The sequence below is a fragment of the Burkholderia glumae LMG 2196 = ATCC 33617 genome (genome assembly GCF_000960995.1).
Taxonomy (GTDB): domain Bacteria; phylum Pseudomonadota; class Gammaproteobacteria; order Burkholderiales; family Burkholderiaceae; genus Burkholderia; species Burkholderia glumae.
In genome coordinates, this window is sequence record NZ_CP009432.1 from 44,909 (window position 1) to 63,947 (window position 19,039).

Consider the following 19,039-nt stretch of genomic DNA (forward strand, 5'->3'; position numbering starts at 1 on the left):
CATGTCTGCATCGTGTCATGTCGCCGTTTTCTCCAAGCCGCCGATTCCAGGCGCGGTCAAGACCCGCCTGATCCCGGCGATTGGTGCCGACGATGCGGCATCGCTGCATCATCGGCTACTGCGACATACGCTGAGTGTGGTGTGCCGCACGAGGTACGCGCGCTCATTATGGATTGCCGGCCAGCTTGCCCATCCCGCGCTGCTCGATGCTAACCACGATTTCGGCATCGGATTGCTCCGCCAGGAAGGCCCCGACCTCGGCGCGCGCATGAAGCATGCGATGCGGGTGCTGCTGCCGCATGCCACCGCGGTGGCGATCATCGGGACCGATTGCCCGCTGCTCACGCCGGCGCATTTCGAACGGATCTTCAATGCGCTGCTCGGAGGTTCCGAGGTCGCGGCCATACCGGCCGAAGACGGCGGATATGTGCTGATCGGCGCGGCAACGAGCGAGCCTGCGAGACGCGACGTCGTACTGGATGCCCTGTTCGACGACATGCCCTGGAGTACCGATTTGGTCATGTCGCGCACGCGTGAGCGACTGCTGCGCATCGGCGCTTCGCTGCACGAACTGCCGCCGCTCTGGGACGTCGACCGCCCCGACGATCTCGCGCGTCTCGAAGCGGTTGCACTTCCGCCCGATGCGCGATCGCCATGACACGACATCTCGTGCTGCTGGGAGGCGGGCATGCACATCTGCATGTCCTCGAGTCGCTGGCTCGCTCGCCATTGCCCGACGTCCGGGTCACACTCGTCTCGCCGTACCGCCACCAGATTTACTCCGGCATGCTGCCGGGCTGGATTGCCGGGCACTATCCGCTGGCGGACTGCACAATCTCGCTCGATCGGCTCGCCAAGGCCGCACAGGCGGAGTTTATGTGCATACGCGCATGCGCACTCGAGACCGCGAGCCGATGCGTGCGGCTTGCAGACAACTGGACCGTCGACTATGACCTGCTCTCCGTCGATATCGGCTCGGACGTTCGTGTCGGTCCGCTCGAATGCGCATCCGATCGCCTCGCGCCGGTGCGGCCCGCACCGCCCTTCGTTGAGCATTACAAGCAGCATGCGCGCAGTAATGCCGGTCAGCCGGTTGCCGTGATCGGCGGCGGAATGGCCGGCATCGAGATCGCGTGCGCATTGCGCGTGGCGTCGGGCTATCGGGCCGATGTCACACTGCTCGCCGGCCGGGACGGCATCGTCCCGACTCAACATGCAGGACTCAAGACCCGGCTGGCCAACGCGCTAAAAGCGCGCGGCGTGACAATCATCAACGAAGATGCCAGCGGATTCGGCGGCACATCGATCGAAACATCGAGCGGTCGCCATGTCGCCGCGATGTTCGTGGTGCTCGCCACCGGACCGCAAGCGCCTGGTTTGCTGCGCAACAGCGGCCTGCCGCTCGATCAGGATGGCTATCTAAAAGTCGACGCCTCGCTCCGCTCGACAGGCAATTCAGTCGTATTCGCGGCAGGCGACTGCGCACGCTTTCTCGACGACAGCGTCGCGCGTTCGGGTGTCTACGCGGTTCGCCAGGGACCGATCCTCGCTCACAATTTGCGTGCAGCGCTGATGGGCAACTCCTTGAGGAAATATCATCCGCAACGACGCGCCCTCTACTTGATGTCGACTGGACCGCGTCATGCGATCGCGACATGGGGGCGCTGGACCTGGGAAGGTGAATGGGTCTGGCGGTGGAAGCGGCATATCGATCGCCGCTTCGTGCAACGCTTCTGCCGGCCCTGATCACAATAAGTGGCCCGCATGTGGCCGGGCAGCAGCGTACAGGAGGCATCCCGCAAGCGACAGAACACCGTAAAACAACGGCAGCCATTCGCCGCCCGGAGAAAGTCCAAGAGTGCCCCACGTCGCGACCGATGCACCGACTGAAACCGGCACGAGCGGCAGCCACAAATGCGACCATGCTTGCGCGGTGCCGCGAGCAAATAACCGCAAAAAGAACCAAAGATTGGACACCGACGCGATGACAACGCCCAGCCATTCTGCGGCGAGTTCGTGACGCAAGAGCACGATGCACCCGTGTAGCAGCGAGACCGCCTGCAGTGTCAAAAACGCGTCGATGCCCAACGATTTCAGTCTCGTCATGATCGCTTGCGTGAATTCCCTACGCGTGCGTATGAAATCCGTCTGGTGACTCCGCAACTATCGGTTCGACTCGTATTACTTCGCGTCATCGTCCCGCAGTGGTTCAGGCCAAACGGCCTTTCCTTCCTTGAGGGCTTTACATGCCTTTCGGATTTCCGACATCTGCTCATCAAATACACAACAGTCCGGGCACATCGAAAGATGTCGCTCGACATGACTGGCTTCGTCCGTGGACAGCGTGCGATCAAGGCGCTCGACGATCAGGCGATGGATCACGCGACAGGTCGATATTTCATTCGACATGATGCCCCCGTGCTCTGAGGTGCCGACGATCCGATCGCGAGCTGTGTTCAGCTCCGCCGCATCCAAGCCTGGTAACGGCCCAACAGACGCAACAATGCTTGCGGTGCGTGATCCATCTTCCAGCGACCGGCAACGTACTTCGCCGCCTCCGAATGCGTCGGATAGACGTGTATCGTTCGCAGGATGCCGTTCAACCCGATGCCGTGTCGCATCGCCAAGGCGAACTCGGCAAGCAGCGGCGCCGCATGCTCTCCGACGATGGTGACGCCCAGGATCCGGTCCTTGCCCGGTGCCGTCAGTACTTTGGCGAAACCGTCAGTGCCGCCATCCGTGATCGCCCGGTCGAGCTCGTCCAGGCCAAATGTCGTGGCCTCGTACGGAATTCCCTGACACACCGCGTCCGACTCGTTGAGTCCAACGCGCGCTATCTCAGGTGAAGTAAAGGTGACCCACGGCGTCACACGGTAGTCCACCTTGAACCGGTGCCACCGTCCGAACATCGCATTGACCGACGCGTACCACGCCTGATGGGCTGCCATGTGCGTGAACTGGTACGGCCCCACCACGTCGCCGCACGCGTAGATGTTCGGATAAAGTGTTTGCAACCGGTCATCGACCTTGATCGTCCCTGCAGCCGTCACGCCGATCCCCAGGGATTCCAGGCCATAGCCTTCCGTATTGGCCACGCGCCCGACCGCGCAGAGGATCGCATCGAACGGGATGGCGCGCTCGCCGTCTGATGTACGGACCACCACAACTTTCACAGAACCGAGTCGCTCGCACCGTACGACCTCGGCATCGAGCAGGACATCGATACCCTCGGTGCGAAAGCGCTTCAGGACGTGGGCCGACGCGTCCGCGTCTTCTCGTGGAAGCAGTCTCGGCCCCTTTTCTATCTGAATCACGTGTGCGCCGAGCCGTGCGAAGCCTTGAGCGAGCTCGCACCCGATCGGGCCGCCGCCCAGAACCACGAGATATGCCGGCAGCGTTTCGAGGGACCAGATGGTGTCGGAAGTCAGGTAACCGACCGCTTCGAGCCCCGGAATATCCGGTATCGCAGGCCGGGACCCGGCAGCAATCACGATGCTGCGAGTGGTCAGAACGCGTACCGATCCGTCGTCCGCCGCCACCTCGACGGTGTGAGGCGATGTGATCGTCGCTCGTCCTGCCATGCAGGCAACGCCCAGCGATGTGTAACGTTCGATCGAATCATGTGGCGCCACATTCGCCTGCACCCGAGCGACGCGCCTCATGACAGCACCGAAATCCACATGGACACCGCCCATACACGAGATGCCAAATTCGCCTGCTCGCCGCAATTCCGCTGCCACGCCAGCGGATCGCAGCAGCGCCTTGGACGGCACGCAGCCGGTATTCAGGCAATCGCCACCCATAGCATGTCGCTCGATGAGTGCGACCCTGGCCTTGACGACCGATGCGACATACGACGAGACGAGGCCGGCCGATCCGGCGCCGATGACGACGACGTTATAGTCGAACTGCTTCGGCCTGGGCCAGCGCGCCATCAATCGCCGCGTGCGAAGCGCGCGCAGGAGCCCCTTCGTTCCATAAGGCAGTGCCGCCAGCGCAACCAGTCCGACCAACAGCCCCGGCGACAGAATCCCGCGCAACGAGGTCACCTCCGGCAAGCGAGTGCCAACGCTCACGTAGACAATTGTGGCCGGTAGCATCCCTAGCTGGCTTACCCAATAGAACGTCCGGAGGGGGATTGCCGTGACGCCCATCATCAAGTTGACCAGCCAGAAAGGCACGGCTGGAACCAGACGCAGCGACAACAAGTACATCCAGCCCTCTCGCCGTACACCCTCGTCGATCGGTCCCAGCCGGTCCGCGAAACGCGCCGCGACAGCATTGCGCAACACGTAGCGGGAAGCGGCAAACGCCAGTGTCGCGCCGATCGTCGACGCGAATGAAACGAGCACACTGCCCCAGACGACCCCGAACAGCGCGCCGACCGCGAGCGTCAGCACCGCCGCACCTGGGATCGACAATGCCGCTACGATCACGTAGCCGGCAAGGAACGCCAACGACGTCGCGAGAGGATGCAGGTCGCGCAGGCGAACGAATGCCGCTTGTTGAGTCTTTGCATAGTCAAGCGACACGTAGTGCAGCCCGCCGAGGCTGAAGAACGCGATGATCGTCACGCCGATGACCGCGACCAGGGCGAGGCGGCCGACGCCGAACCGCACGGCGCCGGACCGCGTACTTTCATCATGATTTGCGGAGGCCGCGCTCATCTCACTTTCCTGATCGGCTGTGCTTTAGCCAGTGGTCTAGAGACAAGCCGCCCGGCCCCCAGACCAGCAGCACCAGCAGCGAAATGCCCCAATATAGATGACTCTGAATCGCCGCCGGACAGTCAAAGTGGAACAGATCAGGGTAGGAAATGACAGCGACCGCATTCACGAAAAACAAGCCCAATGCAGCCGGACGCGACAGGAAGCCAACGAACAGCAGTGCCGGAAACGTGAGCTCGCCGAATGCCCCCAGCGCGGCCGCGACGTTCGGCGCAAGCAGCGGCGTGTGATAAACGTCGTGAAACATCGATAGCGTGTTGCCCCAGTCGCTGATCTTGAGGAGCCCGGACTTAAAGAACTGCCAGCCGACGAACCATCGCAATCCGAGGTTCACGAGCGCCCCGCCGTAACGTTGCAATTTCCCGTTGAATCGTTCGGCCATGAAACCGGCCTTGACCACTGTGTTCATCACCCACTCCTCAGATTTTTCGTTGCTCATTCAAATGTCGCGGCGACGATAATTTTCCGCTCGATCCAGGTCCGCCAGGCCGTGGCGAAGTCGAAGTCGCGGTCGATGGCAAGTGCAACATCGAGCGCCGCGCCGAGCGATTCGTGCCGGCGCAACGCCGCCAGCATCCCGAAAGTCGCCGGCGTCACCGCATGAACGACCGGAAGCCACCGGGGACGCGAGACGACGATCCATTGGGGCGCGTCGATGTCGTGCACCGTCTGCTCGTTTCCGTCTTCCTGATGGGCAAGCCAGAGATCGGCCGCTGACGTCGACGTATGCAGCAGCTCGACAGCGGGATCAAGCGAAAGGAAAGCCGACTCGAGCGTATCGGGCGCGAGCCGCGCCCATTGTTCGGCTGACCACGACATCGCTTCTGCTGCGAAATAGGCCCGGTGCACGGCCCATTCGAGGCGGGCGACGTCGGCCAGATAGCGGTACGGTGCAGTCGGCGGCCACGACGCCAGAAGTTCCGACATCCGGTGACCGAACTGATTGAGATCGCCCGAACTGGCCGGATCGGCCAATCCGTATTCGCGCGACAGCGCAACAAAGAATGCGTCACCGATGAGCGCGTGCACCACCGGATAGGCCGACGCCAACACCTGGTGCCACGTCCCGGTCAGGTTCCCGCGATACAGCGCCAAGCGGTTCCAATTGCGTGTGTCTTTCCCGGCCAGCATGCCGAGCATGCGTTTCCCGGCGTCGGGATGTAGCAATGCTTCGACGAACTCCCGCTGCAGATCTTTAAGCGGCTTGTCCACCCGTCCTCCCCGATGCCCGCGCCGCGGCCAACCTCCGCGCCGTTGCGGCCTCATCCAGTAGCACATCGATCGGCGGAATGTCGGTATCCCATTCGACGAGCGTCGAAATCGGCCCGAAACGATCAAGGGCCTGTTCGTAGAGCGCCCAGACATCGGAGCAAACCCGGCTCCCGTGGTTGTCGATCACCGAATCCTCGGTGACGAGATGTCCGGCCAGATGAATTTCCCGCACTGCATCCGGCGCGACGCGGTCAATCGCCGCCAACGCGTCCTCGCGGTGATTGCACTGGTTCACATAGAGATTGTTGAGGTCGAGCAGGACGGCGCAGCCCGTTTGCCTGACGACTTCCATCAAAAATTCCATTTCCTTCATTTCATCGTGCCCGAAACGCAGATGACTCGAAATGTTCTCGAGCAGAATGGTCCGCTTCAGGACGGTCTGCATTTGATCGACGTGGCGCGTCACCACGCCAAGTGCCTCCTGGGTGAACGGCAACGGCAGCAAATCGTTCACGTGCCGCGTCGGCACGGCCGACCAACACAAATGCTCCGACACGAGCACCGGCTGGAACCGGCTGACCAGCGCCGCGATCCGGTCGAGATGTCGGGTATCGACCGGCATCGCTGAACCCAGACCGAGGCCGACCCCATGAAAGCTCAGGGGATAGTCCTGCCGCACGCACTCAAGCACGTGAAGATCGTAACCGCCGTCGCCCAGATAGTTTTCCGTATGGACCTCTACCCAGTCCACCGGTTGTTTCCGATCGAGGAAATCGCGATAGTGCGCATGGCGGAGACCAATGCCCACGCCGAGATCGCAATTTGGGCGTGCCGCCCTGGCCGCGCGGCTGCGCGTCGACTCGAGCACTGATCGTCCGGTTGCCATGATCGCGTCAAGCCTCCTTGCCGCCCAGCTTGTCGCACGCGCTCTTCGGCATCAGCTTGAAGTCGAGCGGGTCGTAATCCTTCTTCGACTGGCCGGCGCATGCATGAGCCCCCGTCTTGCTCGCACAATCGTTCTGACCGGCTTTCGCGACCCCGTAACACTTGAGTTTGGCTTCGTCGGCCTGTGCGGTTGCGGAAAGGCTTGCGCCGAGGGCGCCTGCAAGGGCGGCGGCAATAAGGATGCGTCGCTTGTTGTCCATGCTGCAATTCTCCTGGTGGGCCCCGATAGGGCGGCTGGTAAAGGGCGATCCGGCGGTTTTCACGTCGGGTCACTGGTTAGACGACTCCGATCGCGGGCGTTTACAGCCATTCCTGTCAGCAGCGCCGGGCGCAGCGTTCCAGTTGCCGCTATGATTTCTGTTCCACCGGTGCTTCCCGCCGGCCCAGCCGCCCACCATCACCGCCATGAGGCGCCTCGACTGGACCTCGTGACGCATGGCGGGACCCCACCGACGCAGGAGGCTGCCATGTCTGCCCGTTCGTCACGTCGCCGCATCCTCGTGTTCGATGTCAACGAGACCTTACTGGACATAGAGGTGCTTCACCCGTTCTTTGCCCGTGTGTTCGGCGACGCCGGCACGATGCGTCAGTGGTTTGCCGAACTGATTCTCTATTCCGAGGCCTTGTCGCTCAGCGGACGCTATGTCGAATTCGGCACCTTGTCAGTGGCGGTCTTGCGCATGGTCGCGGAAATCAGGAAAGTGACCCTCATGCCCGCCGACGTTGAGCAATTCGCCGCGACGATGCGCACGCTGCCGCCGCATCGGGACGTGCCGGAGGCACTGAACCGACTGGCCGCCGCGGGCTTCAGGATGGTGACGTTGACCAATTCGACCAGTCATGCCGGGCAGGCCGTGCTCGACAGCGCCGGCCTGACGCGTTATTTCGAACGGCTGTTTTCGGTGGACGAAGTCAAGCGGTTCAAGCCGGACCGCGAGGTATACGTGCACGTTGCAAACGAGCTAGCAGTCAGGCCGGAGCAGCTCCGGCTGATTGCCGCGCACACTTGGGACACGCTCGGCGCGATGGCCGCAGGCTACGCGGCCGCACTGGTCGCGCGGCCGGGCAATGCCCCTCTGCCGGTCGGGGAGCAACCCGACATCGTGGCACCCGATCTGGTTACGGTAGCCGACCGCATCATTGCTACCGACATCGAATAGATCGGCGACGAAGCGACGTATCATGAACCGGCCAACTTGGCAGATGCACCCGGTGCGCGACATTTTGGTACACTCGGACCAAAATGGAGGATGGAATACCGATGGCAAGACCCATGGAGTTCGACCGCAGCGAAGCGCTGGCACGCGCCATCGATGCGTTCTGGGAATGCGGATACGGCGCACTGTCGGCCAATGATCTGGCGGACAGGATGCGAATCGGCAAGTCGTCCCTCTACAACACCTTCGGATCCAAGGCCGAACTTCTGCAGGAAGCGGTTGTCGGTTATACGGACCTGAAATCGGCGGCGCTGCAACAAGCGATGCGTGGACGAAGCGCGGTGGACGTCTTGCGCGCGCTGCTACTTGATATCGTGAAGCGCAACGACGACGGGCGAGGTTGCCTGCTCGTGAACACTGCGGTCGAACTCGGCCGGCACGATGCACACGTTGCGCAAACGACGCGGGCAGGATTCGACGCCATGGCGGCGGCTTTCGAAGGGCTCATCGCTTCGGCGCAGCAGGCCGGAGAAATTCGCGCAGATCTTGACGCGAAAGATCATGCGCGCATCCTCGTCACAAGCATCGCCGGTCTGCGCGTGATGGTCCAGAGTGGCTTTACCAGCAAGGAAATGCGACCGTTCATCGAGACGGTTCTTGCCAGCATGCGCATCTGATTTTTTTTGACCATTTTGTACCATTGGTCCAAAATGGATTCCAATCGGAAGACTCGTCTCCACGGCGATCTTCCTTCAAGGAGGTATAGCAATGAACCAGACTGCACGACTGTCCCTTTCCCCAGTCAGCGCCGAAACCGCGCAAGGGCGTACGAAGGAGGTACTCGACACTGCGCGTCAGCAGGTGGGCTTCATTCCCAACATGTATGCCGGCATGGCGAACTTCCCGGCCGTGCTCGATACCTATCTGCATGGCTATAAGCTGTTCCGGACGGAATCGGCGCTCACGCCGGCCGAGCAGGAAACGGTCTTTCTTGCGATTTCGCGGGCCAACGAATGCACCTACTGTATGGCGGCTCACAGCATGATTGCGACGGCTGTTTCCAAAACACCCGTCGACGTCGTGCAGGCCATCCGCTCGGATAGTCCGATCGACGATCCGAAACTGGCTGCGTTGGCCGAATTTACTCGGCTGATGGTGATGTCGCGCGGCCGCCCGACCTCGGAACAACTGAGCGCATTCGTCTCGGCGGGCTATACGGAGCACACGGTCCTCGAAATCATTCTGGCGATCGCCGTCAAGACGCTCAGCAATTATTCGAACCATGTATTCCACACCGAAGTCGATCAGAAGTTCCAGGACTTCGCGTGGGCGCCGCCCACACAGGGCTGATTCGTGGGCCTGCGGCCTGCCCCGTCGTTTATATCGGGAGGCCGCAGCCGAACTTCCGCCGCAGGCTGAAATGCTACGGTCGCGCAATCAATTGATGGTGTGCGTCCACGCCGATAGTGCCACGCAATCGTCCGTGCGTCTGCCCGTCGGAATGGTAGACCACGAGTACCGCATTGTCGTGCGTCAACGGTACGGGCGCGATGGTCGTGACCACGGCGTAACCAATCGAGTCCGCAACAAAGCTATTGGTTTCACCGGTTCCGTCCAGCGGCGTGAATCCGACCGGCTTCTGGTCGAAGTGATTCTCGAACAAGCTGTAGTGTCCATTGGGTTTCAGGTGGGACAGCACAACGGTGACCTTTTCGTGTCCGTTTGCCGCGGGGCTGAGGACGACGTCACCGCTCGCGCTAAGCCAGGTGCCCAATGACATGTCGAGCGGTTTATCCAGCGCGTTTACGATTGGCAAGGACTTGTTGTCTGAAATGTGTGCATTGCGTATTCCTGCAACATGCTTGATCCCCTGCGGCCCGATTCCCGAGGTACCCGACGGCTCCGCGACGAAGACTTGCGGGTCGAGCGGCACCGGCTGATGGGTTTCGGCGGAAAAGAAATCTGCGTGCGTCACAAGAGTTAGTACGTCGCTCTGCGCATGCACGGAAAGACTCATCGCACTGCCCAGACCAAGCAGACCCAGCGCGATCGCGCTTCGTGACGCACGTCTCATCAGTTCCTTCATGATGCATTTCCCCATGGTGTGTGGTAATCGACGATCGGAAGAATCATACGCTGGCCCGCTGCGCGGGAAAACGCTCTGACCTATGTCATGGAGTTCACTGGTTTCGCGACCGGTGATTTCCATGATCTCGTATTCCAGCGGCGGCTCGCCGTCTAACAAGACGATAGACGGCGACACATGTGAGAGCCAATGCCAGCGTAGCGACCACGAACGCGAGGCCATTCCAGCCCGTCAGCATTCGATCGCCCAGCAGGTTGAGGCAGATCGTGAGCGGAAGAATGCCGATTCCGGTGGCCCAGAGGAATGTCCACAGCGAAACGTCGGTCAAGGCCGACGCGTAGTTGACCAGATTGAACGCAATCGCCGGCAGCAGGCGAGCCAGCAGGATGGTCAACCCCGCGTGCTGTCGTGACCAGGACGCGAGTTGCGCTTGCTGACGCGCCGGCAGCATCCAGCGTACGAACGGTCGTCCGAGCCCGCGGACGATGCCGAATGCGCTCGTCGCACCGATCATCGCGCCGACCCAAGTGATCACGCTGCCCCACACCGGTCCGTAGATGACGCCGTTGGCGATCGCAATCACTTCGGCAGGAAACGGCAGGAAGGAATGAACCGTCATCAGCGCGATCGACAGCAACATGCCCCACGCGCCGAGCGACCGTATTGCCGCGACCGCCCGACGCACCGTGTCGATCCCGAACCATTGCGGAAATTGACCCCACGCCCACCATCCGGCTGTGAGCAATAGAAGCCCGGCGACGGCAATTGCTATCCGCGTCACGCTCACGCGATGACGTGGTGCGTCGTAGGTCATCACGCGCCCCCACTTCTGCTTGTAACGCTTGCGCTGGCCCGACACGCCTAAGGGGCAATGCTCCGATACAGCCCGTCGCGATTCGACGTTCAGGTCAGGCGGGCGTGACCTGCGAAGCGCGCGTGCCGTACACGGCGCCGAGCACCGCGCCGAACACCAGGTGCAGCATCAGCGTCATGACGGGAGCCGCCATGCCCAGATCGAGGCCGAAGAATCCGGCGCCCGCCATCGGCATCATGGCGAACATCATGACCAGCCACGGTACGACGGCAAACAACATCCCCTTGAGCCAGAACGGCCCTGGGAACATCCGGCTCGTCGATGCAAATGCGATACCCCACACAATACCGATCATGAAATGCATGACCCAGCCGACGACCGGCGTGGACATGCCGAGCATGTGCGAAATCATGCCGATCGGGTCGAGTTCCGGCATCACGCCCATCGCGTGTTTCATCATTATCAGGATCGATAGCACGACTGTTGCCACGAATCCGGCCAGCATTCCTCGCCCGATGGCGGGTTTTTCGTTTTGAATTGCATTGCTCATGGTTTCCTCCAACACGTTTGAAGTGACGAACAGACAGGCGTCAAAACAGCCGCCCAGTACACCCGTTTAGACGACGTCCATGGTCGCGGTTTACGTTGATTCTTCCGACGATGCGTGCCAGGCGCCAGGGTCCTGCTTTCGCGGAAATCGAAATTCGTCAATCGGGCAGTGGGTTCGGAAACGGATGTAAACGCCCGAGGCTTTCGCCGTCTAAGCAATGCATGGGACGAGCGATCTCACCCCGATCTTCATGTCGGAAAGTTGAATAGCCCGTCGAATCGTCGCGCCGCGGGACCGCACTTTTGCAGTCGTCCGGCTCTTGCCGCGTCGCAGCATACGGAGACGCGTGTAATTCCACCGCCGGACGCCTCGGAGGGATGAACGTGGACGATCAACGGGATTCGCGGTGGGTTGCCCTCACGAAGGCGGCGCAGGCCGGCGACCCGATCAGCTATGCGACGCTGCTGCGCGAGGTTTCGCCATTTTTGAGGCGCGTGGCCAGACAGGGCTGGCCACGAGGCAACGCGGCGGATATTGAGGACGTCGTTCAAGAAACGTTGCTCACCCTCCACGCCGTCCGGCACACCTTCGACCCCACTCGCCCATTTACGCCGTGGCTGCTCTCCCTGCTCCAGCGACGCATCGCCGACGGCGTGCGCAAGCGTGCCCGGATTTGCCGCCACGAAATCGGAACAGACCTGTCCGACGTAACCTATTCGATCGAGCCAGCGAATACCGCGCATGAACGACAGGCCGACAGCAGCGACCTCAGACGCGCCATTTCGCAGTTGCCGCCCGGACAGCGACAGGCGATCGAGTTGCTGAAGCTGCGGGAAATGTCCCTGAAGCAAGCAGCGGCTGCGACCGGGCTCAGCATCGCGGCACTCAAGGTGGCGACGCACCGCGGGCTCAAGGCGCTGCGCCTGATTCTCCCGGTTGGGAAATGACAATGGATACTCACACGCTTATCGATGCGCTCGTGGCCGACCTCAGGCCGGTCAGGCGTTTGTCCCCTCCCGCGTTGCGGTTGCTGGGATGGCTTGTCGTCTCGGTGCCGGCTGTCGCGGCGATTGTCGCATTGGAGGGGGTGCGCAGCGATATCACCGCGCAACTGGCGGAACCGAGTTTTCTGATCGAGCAAGTCACCACCGTGGCGACTGCGCTGGTGGCCGGATGGGCCGCGCTCGCCGGCTGTATCCCGGGCACGGCGCGCTGGAAGCTGTGGTTGCCCGTGGCGCCGCTGAGCGTCTGGATCGCAAGCCTTGGGCACCAGTGCTGGAGCGAATGGATTCTGGTCGGCGCATCCGGCATGTCGCTGCGTCCGGACTGGATGTGTCTGCCGAACATCGCTGTCATCGGCGCGCTGCCTGCGATTGCCATCGTCATCGCAATCCGGCGCGGCGCTCGGCTCGATGCGACGCCGGTGCTGTGGGGAAGCCTCGCGGCCGCGGCGCTCGCCGATGCGGCGCTACGCCTGATCCATGCCGAGGACGCCGCGCTGATGGTAATCGTCTGGCAATTCGGCAGCGTCGCGCTGTTCACGACGGCGCTGACGCTATTCCGCCGTTTTCTGGTACCGATTCGGACGGCTCGCATGCTGAGCTAACCGGTCAGTTACACGGGAACATGGTCGAACGTAACCTTTTGCGCCATTCGACGAAGTAACGGAATCGGCCTCGCCTCGAGTGCCGACCAACCAGGAGAAAGGAGAATCGCCATGACTCACCGACTGCTCGCCACCACCACGCTGTCCGCTGCCATGGGCCTCGCGCTGGCCATCCAGGGTGGCGCCGCCAGCGCGCAAGGCATGAAGGACATGTCGAATGCGCCACCGATCGTGAAGCAGAATATGGAACGCGCGATGAAGGGACACCTGGAAAAGTGCTATGGCATCAATGCCGTCGCGAAGAACGACTGTGCGGAAGGTGCTCACTCGTGCGCAGGACAAGCGACCCAGGCACGCGATTCCGCGTCGTTCGTGCTGCTGCCGGCAGGCGATTGCGGCAAGATCGCCGGCGGCAGCCTGAAGCATACGTAATGCGCGATGGCTCCCATGGCTTCCAATTCATGCATCGACCAGTCGCGGGAGTCTGGCCCGATCCCGGCTTCGGCCGGGGTCGGACTGCGTTTTCCCCACCATCAGGCATTCGTCGACATGCGCCCTGCCATCGGCTGGCTGGAGGTGCATGCCGAAAACTACATGGGTGGCGGCACGCCGTTGCGCTACCTGGACACGCTACGGCGTGACTATCCGGTGTCGCTGCACGGCGTCGGCCTGTCGCTTGGCAGCGCTGACGGACTGGATGCTGCGCATCTAGAACGCCTTGCCCGTACGATCGAACGGTTCGAGCCTTGGGTGATCTCCGAGCACCTGTCATGGAGCGTGGTCGGGCAAACGTATCTCGCCGATCTGCTGCCGCTGCCGATGACCGAGGAAGCGCTCAACGTCGTGTGCCACCACGTCGACCAGACACAGGAATATCTCGGACGCCGGATTCTGGTCGAGAACCCGTCGACGTATCTGCAGTTCAGCCACTCGACGATACCCGAGTGGGAGTTTCTGTCGAGCGTCGCATGCCGCACCGGCTGCGGCATTCTGTGCGACGTCAACAATATCTACGTCAGCGCACAAAATCACGGCTGGAATGCGCTTGCGTACCTCGATGCGCTTCCGCCCGCCGCGATCGGCGAGATCCATCTGGCGGGCCATTCAGTGACGACGCTCGATTCTGGCGCAACGATCAGGATCGACGATCACGGATCACGGGTGGCGCCCGCTGTCTGGACGCTCTACGAAGCTGCATTGACCCGATTCGGCGCGGTTCCAACATTGGTCGAGTGGGACACGAACATCCCTGCGCTGGACGTCCTTGTCGGGGAAGCTGCACTGGCCGAGCAGCAGCTCGGTCGCGCTCGCGAAAGGAGTCGCCATGCCGTCATTGCGTGAGCTACAGGACGCGTTTCGGCGGAGCATCGTCGAGCGCGACGATCTCGACGCCGCCGCTTGGATCCGCGATGACGGCATCGAGCCTGACAGGCGTTTGTCGGTCTATCGAAATACGTTTGCCAGTACGCTGATCCGCGCGATGCGGCTGTCATGTCCTGCGGTCGACCGATTGGTCGGCGGCGAATTCTTCGACGCGTCGGTTCGCGCGTACATCACTACTTGCCCACCACACAGCAGCTATCTGGACGAATTTGGTGGCGACTTCGCGGATTTTCTCGAGCAATATGCGCCAGCGCAATCGGTGTCGTATTTGCCCGACGTTGCCCGGCTCGAATGGGCGGTGAGCTGCGGTCTTCGCGCGCCTGATGTGCCCACGCTAAGTGCGGCGGAGATCGGCGGCGTCGATCCGGCCGATCATGAACGGCTCCGGTTTCAACCTCATCCGTCCGTGCGCCTCGTACGTAGCCGGTTTCCCGTCGACGAGATTTGGCGGGCCGTGCTCGGCGGCGACGACGCGAGAATGGCGGTCATTGATCCGGATAGCGGCGCGGTCTGGCTGCTCGTTCACCGAGACGAAACCGGCATCCGCGTCGACCGGCTCAAAGCGAACGCGTGGCAATTCGTCGGAGATCTGTTCGCCGGTTGCGCGCTCGGCGATGCGTTGGGCAAGCACCCCGGCGTCGATGCAGCGGGGATTCTGGCTAGCTTGTTCGTCGACGGGCTATGTACGCGCTTCAGCCTGGCAAACGCCGCCGGGACTCATGCGTGAATCCGAACGAAAAAGGAGTGAGGCGATGGAACCGACTGCGTCTTCGAAGCCGCACGTACACGGAAGCGCCGCGACGCTCGCGATGCGCTGCATTCGCTGGCTGGACGGCATCCCCTACACACTGCTTGCGATTCCGCTGCGCGTAGCGGTGGCAAACGTATTCTGGAGTTCGGCGATGGTCAAGCTCGCCAATTGGGACGCCGCGCTCGCCTTGTTCGAAGACGAATACAAGCTCCCGCTGCTTCCGCCCGATCTTGCGGCCTACATCGGCACGTCGATCGAACTCTCGACGCCTGTTCTGCTGATACTCGGCCTGTTGACCCGCCCGGCGGCGACCGCATTGCTCGGTATGACCACAATGATCGAGGTGCTCGTCTATCCGCAAGCATGGCCAACCCACATTCAGTGGGCCGCGATGCTGCTCGTGCTGCTCGCGCGCGGTCCGGGGAAGCTATCGCTCGATTGGCTGATTCGTCGGAAGTTCTTTGGCGAGTGATGACGCGCTGGACCCGGAAACAGCGATCGCGATCCGTCCGGATATCCGTTGCGGAGCTGCCGGCCCGTTGACCGGCGACCCCGCAATGGAAGCCTGTCGTCGAAGATTCAATGTCCCCGATAGAGACCACACTGAGGATCCATTGAGCAAGGCATGGCGTCATGCGGCCGCATACTCCGGTCGTGCGACAGGGCGCCGGCCTCGGTCTTGCCGCCGGCATTCCCGCCATAGGACGTCTCCGTGACGGCCGGCGCGTTCGCTCCCTCCTCTTTTTTCTGTTGCTGCTGCGCGAGTGCTTCATGCCGTTGTTGAACGATACGCTCGGCCGCCTGGATGTTTTGCGGGTAGTGGTACCAGTCCCGCGGGTTGTAGCCCGCATTCACGAGCTCCTCGAGCTCCGCCTTGACCTGGGCGCGAGTGACGGGCGCCTGACTGGTCGCTGCGCTCTGCGCGAACGCGGGAACCGCGGCAAGCAATGTTGCGCCCGACAAGATCGACGCAAGCCAGCACTTCCGCAGAAACGATTTGCGTAACAGTTCGGATTTCATGACTGCCTCCAGATGATCCGATGGACGAAAGGGCAATCGAGATCTGCTTCGATCGATATGCCGGAGGCGGGCCGAATGGGTCGTCCCTGTTCAGCGGACAATAGTCGGATTCGGTTGCTCTCCTGCCTACTTCTTCGTTCGCACCTCGCGAGAGGTTACATTACGTGCGAACGGTAACGCCCCGTCTGCAAATGGCCGATGCCTCGCATCATGGAACCAGGACAACGAACGCGGCAGCTTGTTGCTTCGTATCGGGCAAAGGCTTGTGCACGTTCGACGAACGGCTATCGGTCATGTAGCGCGGCGATCAATGGACAAGACACGTTGCCGCGGCGCGTGCGGCACTCGCTCACGAGATGGGAAAGCGCCGCTTCAATGCGTGCGAGATCGTCGAGCTTGGCTCGCACGTCGACGAGATGCCGGGCCGCCAGTTCCGCCGCTTCGCCACAATGCGTACCGTCATCCAGCCGCAGAAGCTGCCCTACTTCGTCCAGGCTGAAGCCTAGCCGCTGCGCCGCCTTGACGAATCTCATCCGTGCGACATCGGATTCGCCGTAGCGGCGAATCCCGCCAAGCGGTCGGCCCGGCGTACGCAGCAAACCCCTTTGTTGGTAAAAGCGAATCGTCTCGACATTGACGCCGGCCGCCTTGGCAAAGCCGCCGATCGTCAGATTTCCCGTTTCTTCGTTCGTCATGCTTGACTCCGTAGTCGACTACGGAAGTAACGTTACTTCATCGAGATCCGTTTCGATACGGGTTCTCCATATCGATTCCCAACACGGCGACGGCGCCTCGGCGTTGTGCGGGTGTTTACTCCCACCGGATGTCGATCCGTCGCCTTCGAGTACAGCGATGAAACTGGCTATGCGTCTTGCCGACAAGGCTGGAGTCCTGGGATCTGTCGTCTCTGCTATGGGCTGCGCCGCGTGTTTTCCTGCGCTCGCCAGCTTGGGCTCGGCCGTCGGGTTGGGTTTCCTCCAGCAGTACGAGGGTCTATTTGTGTCGCGGCTTCTGCCGTTATTCGCCGCGCTGGCTTTTGCAGCGAATGCGTTGGGCTGGTTGCACCATCGGCAGTGGCTTCGCAGTCTGTTCGGCATGATCGGTCCTGCCGTCGTCTTCGTCAGCGTCGCGTGGCTGCTCGGCAACTGGTGGACGGAAGCGTTGATCTATGCCGGCCTGGCGCTGATGGTCGGTGTATCGATATGGGATCTTGCCATGCGGTCCCACCGACGCTGCGGGCCAGATGTCTGCGATTCGCCGGCAGAACGTAAATAAAGCGGCCGTTATTCAAGTTTAGAAACCATGACGCGATCAAAACTCCAACCGCACATTGCCGTGATCGGCAGCGGCGGCGCTGCGATGGCCGCGGCGCTCAAGGCTGCCGAGCATGGCGCACGCGTAACAGTCATCGAGCGTGGCACCATCGGCGGCACTTGCGTGAATACTGGGTGCGTGCCATCCAAGATCATGATCCGCGCTGCCCAGATCGCACACCTGCGCACAAGCAGCCCATTCGACGACGGCGTCGCCGCAGTCGCACCTTCGATCGATCGTGGACACCTGCTCGCGCAGCAGCAGGCGCGCGTCGAGGAACTGCGCCATGCCAAGTACGAAAGCATCCTGGACGGCAATGCAGCGATCACCGTGTTGCCCGGAAACGCGCGCTTCAAGGACGGCCGCACCCTCGTTGTGCGGCTGCATGAGGGGGGCGAACGAGTGGTCGCCTTCGACCGCTGCCTGATCGCCACCGGTGCCAGTCCTACCATTCCGCCGATCCCCGGCTTGATGGACACGCCCTACTGGACCTCGACCGAAGCCCTGAACAGCGACGCAATTCCCGCTCGATTGACCATCATCGGTTCCTCGATCGTCGCGGCCGAGATGGCGCAAGCCTTCGCACGGCTGGGCAGCCGCGTGACGATTCTGGCGCGCAGCAGGCTAGTCTTCCGCGAGGATCCGGCCATTGGCGAGACCTTGACGGCCGTCTTCCGCCGCGAAGGGATCGAGGTGCTACAGCATACGCAGGCGAGCCTAGTCGAGCATCGGGACAGCGAATTCGTGCTGACGACCGGGCACGGCGAGTTGCGCGCAGACAGGCTGCTGGTCGCCACCGGCCGCAGTGCGAATACGCACGACCTGAATCTCGAAGCCGCCAGCGTAACGATGAATACGGAAGGCGCGATTGTCGTCGATCCCGCGATGCGCACCAGCGCGCCAGATATCTATGGAGCCGGGGACTGCACCGACCTGCCGCAGTTCGTCTACGTTGCGGCAGCGGCCGGCACGCGTGCGGCGATCAACATGACGGGGGGCGAGGCGACGCTCGATCTGAGCGCAATGCCTGCTGTGGTGTTCACCGATCCGCAGGTCGCCACGGTTGGACTGTCCGAAGCAAAGGCGCACCTCAGTGGGATCGAGACCGACAGCCGTACGCTCACGCTCGACAACGTGCCGCGCGCACTCGCCAACTTTGATACACGCGGTTTCATAAAGCTCGTCATCGAGGAAGGCACGCGCCGGCTGATCGGCGTGCAGGCGGTCGCACCGGAGGCTGGCGAATTGATCCAGGCTGCAGCGCTTGCAATCCACACCCGAATGACGGTCGAGGAATTGGCCGATCGGTTGTTCCCTTATCTGACGATGGTGGAAGGGCTGAAGCTTGCGGCACAGACCTTTCGGACAGACGTGAAACAATTGTCCTGTTGCGCCGGATAGGAGACAGACAGGCAACCGCAGCACCTGGCCGATCTGTTCAGCCCGTCGAGAGCAGCAGGGACGATGACTTCGA

At 62.0% G+C, this 19,039-nt stretch carries 24 protein-coding genes and 1 pseudogene; 13 read left to right on the forward strand and 12 right to left on the reverse strand.

What is annotated here, in order from left to right; translation table 11 throughout:
- Window position 1: 1 nt before the first annotated feature.
- Both KS03_RS00235 and KS03_RS00240 read left to right on the forward strand, forming a co-directional pair.
- Window positions 2-658, forward strand: coding sequence for a TIGR04282 family arsenosugar biosynthesis glycosyltransferase (locus tag KS03_RS00235; protein ID WP_012732784.1), 657 nt, complete (start codon window positions 2-4; stop codon window positions 656-658).
- Window positions 655-1,746 (forward strand): FAD-dependent oxidoreductase, encoded by a 1,092-nt coding sequence (locus tag KS03_RS00240; RefSeq protein ID WP_012732783.1) that lies wholly within the window; start codon window positions 655-657, stop codon window positions 1,744-1,746. The genes KS03_RS00235 and KS03_RS00240 overlap by 4 nt, the downstream gene beginning before the upstream one ends.
- On the opposite strand, the gene KS03_RS00245 is transcribed toward KS03_RS00240, so the two are convergent.
- From KS03_RS00245 to KS03_RS00270, 7 genes are all read right to left on the reverse strand, one after another.
- Window positions 1,747-2,106 (reverse strand): hypothetical protein, encoded by a 360-nt coding sequence (locus KS03_RS00245; protein WP_017432758.1) that lies wholly within the window; start codon window positions 2,104-2,106, stop codon window positions 1,747-1,749.
- A gap of 75 nt (window positions 2,107-2,181) precedes the next feature.
- Window positions 2,182-2,382: a zf-HC2 domain-containing protein gene (locus KS03_RS29115; RefSeq protein ID WP_158335138.1), complete on the reverse strand. Its 201-nt coding sequence runs from the start codon at window positions 2,380-2,382 to the stop codon at window positions 2,182-2,184.
- A gap of 74 nt (window positions 2,383-2,456) precedes the next feature.
- On the reverse strand, window positions 2,457-4,667 hold the full coding sequence (locus KS03_RS00250) for an FAD-dependent oxidoreductase (protein WP_012732781.1): 2,211 nt from the start codon (window positions 4,665-4,667) through the stop codon (window positions 2,457-2,459).
- Between the two features lies 1 nt (window position 4,668).
- Window positions 4,669-5,136, reverse strand: coding sequence for a DoxX family protein (locus tag KS03_RS00255; protein ID WP_012732780.1), 468 nt, complete (start codon window positions 5,134-5,136; stop codon window positions 4,669-4,671).
- A 26-nt stretch (window positions 5,137-5,162) separates the two neighbouring features.
- On the reverse strand, window positions 5,163-5,939 hold the full coding sequence (locus tag KS03_RS00260) for an HvfC/BufC N-terminal domain-containing protein (RefSeq protein ID WP_012732779.1): 777 nt from the start codon (window positions 5,937-5,939) through the stop codon (window positions 5,163-5,165).
- Window positions 5,923-6,825 carry an MNIO family bufferin maturase gene (gene bufB, locus KS03_RS00265; protein ID WP_012732778.1) on the reverse strand — a complete coding sequence of 301 codons (903 nt, stop codon included), beginning with the start codon at window positions 6,823-6,825 and terminating at the stop codon, window positions 5,923-5,925. Before bufB (KS03_RS00265) ends, KS03_RS00260 begins: the two co-directional genes overlap by 17 nt.
- Before the next feature lie 7 nt (window positions 6,826-6,832).
- The gene (locus KS03_RS00270) at window positions 6,833-7,084 is read right to left on the reverse strand and encodes a BufA1 family periplasmic bufferin-type metallophore (RefSeq protein ID WP_012732777.1); all 252 of its coding nucleotides are present in this window, start codon (window positions 7,082-7,084) and stop codon (window positions 6,833-6,835) included.
- Window positions 7,085-7,351: 267 nt separating this feature from the next.
- On the opposite strand from KS03_RS00270, the gene KS03_RS00275 reads away from it, so the two are divergent.
- The 3 genes from KS03_RS00275 (at window position 7,352) to KS03_RS00285 (ending at window position 9,391) form a co-directional block, all read left to right on the forward strand.
- Complete coding sequence (locus tag KS03_RS00275; RefSeq protein WP_012732776.1) at window positions 7,352-8,044, forward strand: haloacid dehalogenase type II; 693 nt, start codon at window positions 7,352-7,354, stop codon at window positions 8,042-8,044.
- Between the two features lie 101 nt (window positions 8,045-8,145).
- Window positions 8,146-8,718, forward strand: a complete 573-nt coding sequence (locus tag KS03_RS00280) for a TetR/AcrR family transcriptional regulator (RefSeq protein ID WP_012732775.1) — start codon at window positions 8,146-8,148, stop codon at window positions 8,716-8,718.
- Window positions 8,719-8,809: 91 nt separating this feature from the next.
- Complete coding sequence (locus KS03_RS00285; protein WP_012732774.1) at window positions 8,810-9,391, forward strand: carboxymuconolactone decarboxylase family protein; 582 nt, start codon at window positions 8,810-8,812, stop codon at window positions 9,389-9,391.
- Between the two features lie 73 nt (window positions 9,392-9,464).
- Here KS03_RS00285 and KS03_RS00290 read toward each other — a convergent pair whose 3' ends face one another.
- The 3 genes from KS03_RS00290 to KS03_RS00300 all read right to left on the reverse strand — a co-directional run bounded on the left by KS03_RS00290 (window position 9,465) and on the right by KS03_RS00300 (window position 11,491).
- Window positions 9,465-10,250 carry a hypothetical protein gene (locus tag KS03_RS00290; protein ID WP_232252303.1) on the reverse strand — a complete coding sequence of 262 codons (786 nt, stop codon included), beginning with the start codon at window positions 10,248-10,250 and terminating at the stop codon, window positions 9,465-9,467.
- The gene (locus KS03_RS00295) at window positions 10,222-10,941 is read right to left on the reverse strand and encodes a TVP38/TMEM64 family protein (protein WP_217908490.1); all 720 of its coding nucleotides are present in this window, start codon (window positions 10,939-10,941) and stop codon (window positions 10,222-10,224) included. Before KS03_RS00295 ends, KS03_RS00290 begins: the two co-directional genes overlap by 29 nt.
- Before the next feature lie 94 nt (window positions 10,942-11,035).
- Window positions 11,036-11,491 carry a DUF6789 family protein gene (locus tag KS03_RS00300; protein WP_012732771.1) on the reverse strand — a complete coding sequence of 152 codons (456 nt, stop codon included), beginning with the start codon at window positions 11,489-11,491 and terminating at the stop codon, window positions 11,036-11,038.
- 377 nt (window positions 11,492-11,868) lie between these two features.
- Here KS03_RS00300 and KS03_RS00305 point away from each other — a divergent pair, with 377 nt between their 5' ends.
- The 6 genes from KS03_RS00305 to KS03_RS00330 all read left to right on the forward strand — a co-directional run bounded on the left by KS03_RS00305 (window position 11,869) and on the right by KS03_RS00330 (window position 15,703).
- Window positions 11,869-12,438, forward strand: a complete 570-nt coding sequence (locus KS03_RS00305) for a sigma-70 family RNA polymerase sigma factor (protein ID WP_012732770.1) — start codon at window positions 11,869-11,871, stop codon at window positions 12,436-12,438.
- A 2-nt stretch (window positions 12,439-12,440) separates the two neighbouring features.
- Window positions 12,441-13,097 (forward strand): NrsF family protein, encoded by a 657-nt coding sequence (locus KS03_RS00310; RefSeq protein ID WP_012732769.1) that lies wholly within the window; start codon window positions 12,441-12,443, stop codon window positions 13,095-13,097.
- 111 nt (window positions 13,098-13,208) lie between these two features.
- Complete coding sequence (bufA1, locus tag KS03_RS00315; protein WP_012732768.1) at window positions 13,209-13,529, forward strand: BufA1 family periplasmic bufferin-type metallophore; 321 nt, start codon at window positions 13,209-13,211, stop codon at window positions 13,527-13,529.
- 15 nt (window positions 13,530-13,544) lie between these two features.
- Window positions 13,545-14,438, forward strand: coding sequence for an MNIO family bufferin maturase (gene bufB, locus KS03_RS00320; RefSeq protein WP_012732767.1), 894 nt, complete (start codon window positions 13,545-13,547; stop codon window positions 14,436-14,438).
- The gene (locus KS03_RS00325) at window positions 14,422-15,207 is read left to right on the forward strand and encodes an HvfC/BufC N-terminal domain-containing protein (protein WP_012732766.1); all 786 of its coding nucleotides are present in this window, start codon (window positions 14,422-14,424) and stop codon (window positions 15,205-15,207) included. The genes bufB (KS03_RS00320) and KS03_RS00325 overlap by 17 nt, the downstream gene beginning before the upstream one ends.
- Window positions 15,208-15,232: 25 nt before the next feature.
- The gene (locus KS03_RS00330; RefSeq protein WP_012732765.1) at window positions 15,233-15,703 is read left to right on the forward strand and encodes a DoxX family protein; all 471 of its coding nucleotides are present in this window, start codon (window positions 15,233-15,235) and stop codon (window positions 15,701-15,703) included.
- A 107-nt stretch (window positions 15,704-15,810) separates the two neighbouring features.
- Here the strand turns inward: KS03_RS00330 and KS03_RS00335 are convergent, their stop codons facing one another.
- Both KS03_RS00335 and merR read right to left on the reverse strand, forming a co-directional pair.
- Window positions 15,811-16,251 (reverse strand): DUF4148 domain-containing protein, encoded by a 441-nt coding sequence (locus KS03_RS00335; protein WP_012732764.1) that lies wholly within the window; start codon window positions 16,249-16,251, stop codon window positions 15,811-15,813.
- 284 nt (window positions 16,252-16,535) lie between these two features.
- Window positions 16,536-16,946: an Hg(II)-responsive transcriptional regulator gene (gene merR / locus KS03_RS29120; protein WP_012732763.1), complete on the reverse strand. Its 411-nt coding sequence runs from the start codon at window positions 16,944-16,946 to the stop codon at window positions 16,536-16,538.
- A gap of 157 nt (window positions 16,947-17,103) precedes the next feature.
- Between merR and merC the strand changes: the two genes are divergently transcribed.
- Together merC and merA are read left to right on the forward strand one after the other, a co-directional pair.
- Window positions 17,104-17,526: an organomercurial transporter MerC gene (merC, locus tag KS03_RS00340; RefSeq protein ID WP_012732762.1), complete on the forward strand. Its 423-nt coding sequence runs from the start codon at window positions 17,104-17,106 to the stop codon at window positions 17,524-17,526.
- A gap of 54 nt (window positions 17,527-17,580) precedes the next feature.
- Window positions 17,581-18,966, forward strand: a pseudogene (gene merA, locus KS03_RS00345) (mercury(II) reductase); the annotation flags it as partial.
- Between the last annotated feature and the right edge of the window lie 73 nt (window positions 18,967-19,039).

Bases quoted from the DNA above. Each gene is read 5' to 3' on its own strand.
- KS03_RS00235 (WP_012732784.1), top strand. From the start codon at position 2: ATGTCTGCATCGTGTCATGTCGCCGTTTTCTCCAAGCCGCCGATTCCA.
- KS03_RS00240 (WP_012732783.1), top strand. From the start codon at position 655: ATGACACGACATCTCGTGCTGCTGGGAGGCGGGCATGCACATCTGCAT.
- KS03_RS00245 (WP_017432758.1), bottom strand. From the start codon at position 2,106: ATGACGAGACTGAAATCGTTGGGCATCGACGCGTTTTTGACACTGCAG.
- KS03_RS00250 (WP_012732781.1), bottom strand. From the start codon at position 4,667: ATGAGCGCGGCCTCCGCAAATCATGATGAAAGTACGCGGTCCGGCGCC.
- KS03_RS00255 (WP_012732780.1), bottom strand. From the start codon at position 5,136: ATGAACACAGTGGTCAAGGCCGGTTTCATGGCCGAACGATTCAACGGG.
- bufB (WP_012732778.1), bottom strand. From the start codon at position 6,825: ATGGCAACCGGACGATCAGTGCTCGAGTCGACGCGCAGCCGCGCGGCC.
- KS03_RS00270 (WP_012732777.1), bottom strand. From the start codon at position 7,084: ATGGACAACAAGCGACGCATCCTTATTGCCGCCGCCCTTGCAGGCGCC.
- KS03_RS00275 (WP_012732776.1), top strand. From the start codon at position 7,352: ATGTCTGCCCGTTCGTCACGTCGCCGCATCCTCGTGTTCGATGTCAAC.
- KS03_RS00280 (WP_012732775.1), top strand. From the start codon at position 8,146: ATGGCAAGACCCATGGAGTTCGACCGCAGCGAAGCGCTGGCACGCGCC.
- KS03_RS00285 (WP_012732774.1), top strand. From the start codon at position 8,810: ATGAACCAGACTGCACGACTGTCCCTTTCCCCAGTCAGCGCCGAAACC.
- KS03_RS00290 (WP_232252303.1), bottom strand. From the start codon at position 10,250: ATGGAAATCACCGGTCGCGAAACCAGTGAACTCCATGACATAGGTCAG.
- KS03_RS00295 (WP_217908490.1), bottom strand. From the start codon at position 10,941: ATGACCTACGACGCACCACGTCATCGCGTGAGCGTGACGCGGATAGCA.
- KS03_RS00300 (WP_012732771.1), bottom strand. From the start codon at position 11,491: ATGAGCAATGCAATTCAAAACGAAAAACCCGCCATCGGGCGAGGAATG.
- KS03_RS00305 (WP_012732770.1), top strand. From the start codon at position 11,869: ATGAACGTGGACGATCAACGGGATTCGCGGTGGGTTGCCCTCACGAAG.
- KS03_RS00310 (WP_012732769.1), top strand. From the start codon at position 12,441: ATGGATACTCACACGCTTATCGATGCGCTCGTGGCCGACCTCAGGCCG.
- bufA1 (WP_012732768.1), top strand. From the start codon at position 13,209: ATGACTCACCGACTGCTCGCCACCACCACGCTGTCCGCTGCCATGGGC.
- bufB (WP_012732767.1), top strand. From the start codon at position 13,545: ATGGCTTCCAATTCATGCATCGACCAGTCGCGGGAGTCTGGCCCGATC.
- KS03_RS00325 (WP_012732766.1), top strand. From the start codon at position 14,422: ATGCCGTCATTGCGTGAGCTACAGGACGCGTTTCGGCGGAGCATCGTC.
- KS03_RS00330 (WP_012732765.1), top strand. From the start codon at position 15,233: ATGGAACCGACTGCGTCTTCGAAGCCGCACGTACACGGAAGCGCCGCG.
- KS03_RS00335 (WP_012732764.1), bottom strand. From the start codon at position 16,251: ATGAAATCCGAACTGTTACGCAAATCGTTTCTGCGGAAGTGCTGGCTT.
- merR (WP_012732763.1), bottom strand. From the start codon at position 16,946: ATGACGAACGAAGAAACGGGAAATCTGACGATCGGCGGCTTTGCCAAG.
- merC (WP_012732762.1), top strand. From the start codon at position 17,104: ATGAAACTGGCTATGCGTCTTGCCGACAAGGCTGGAGTCCTGGGATCT.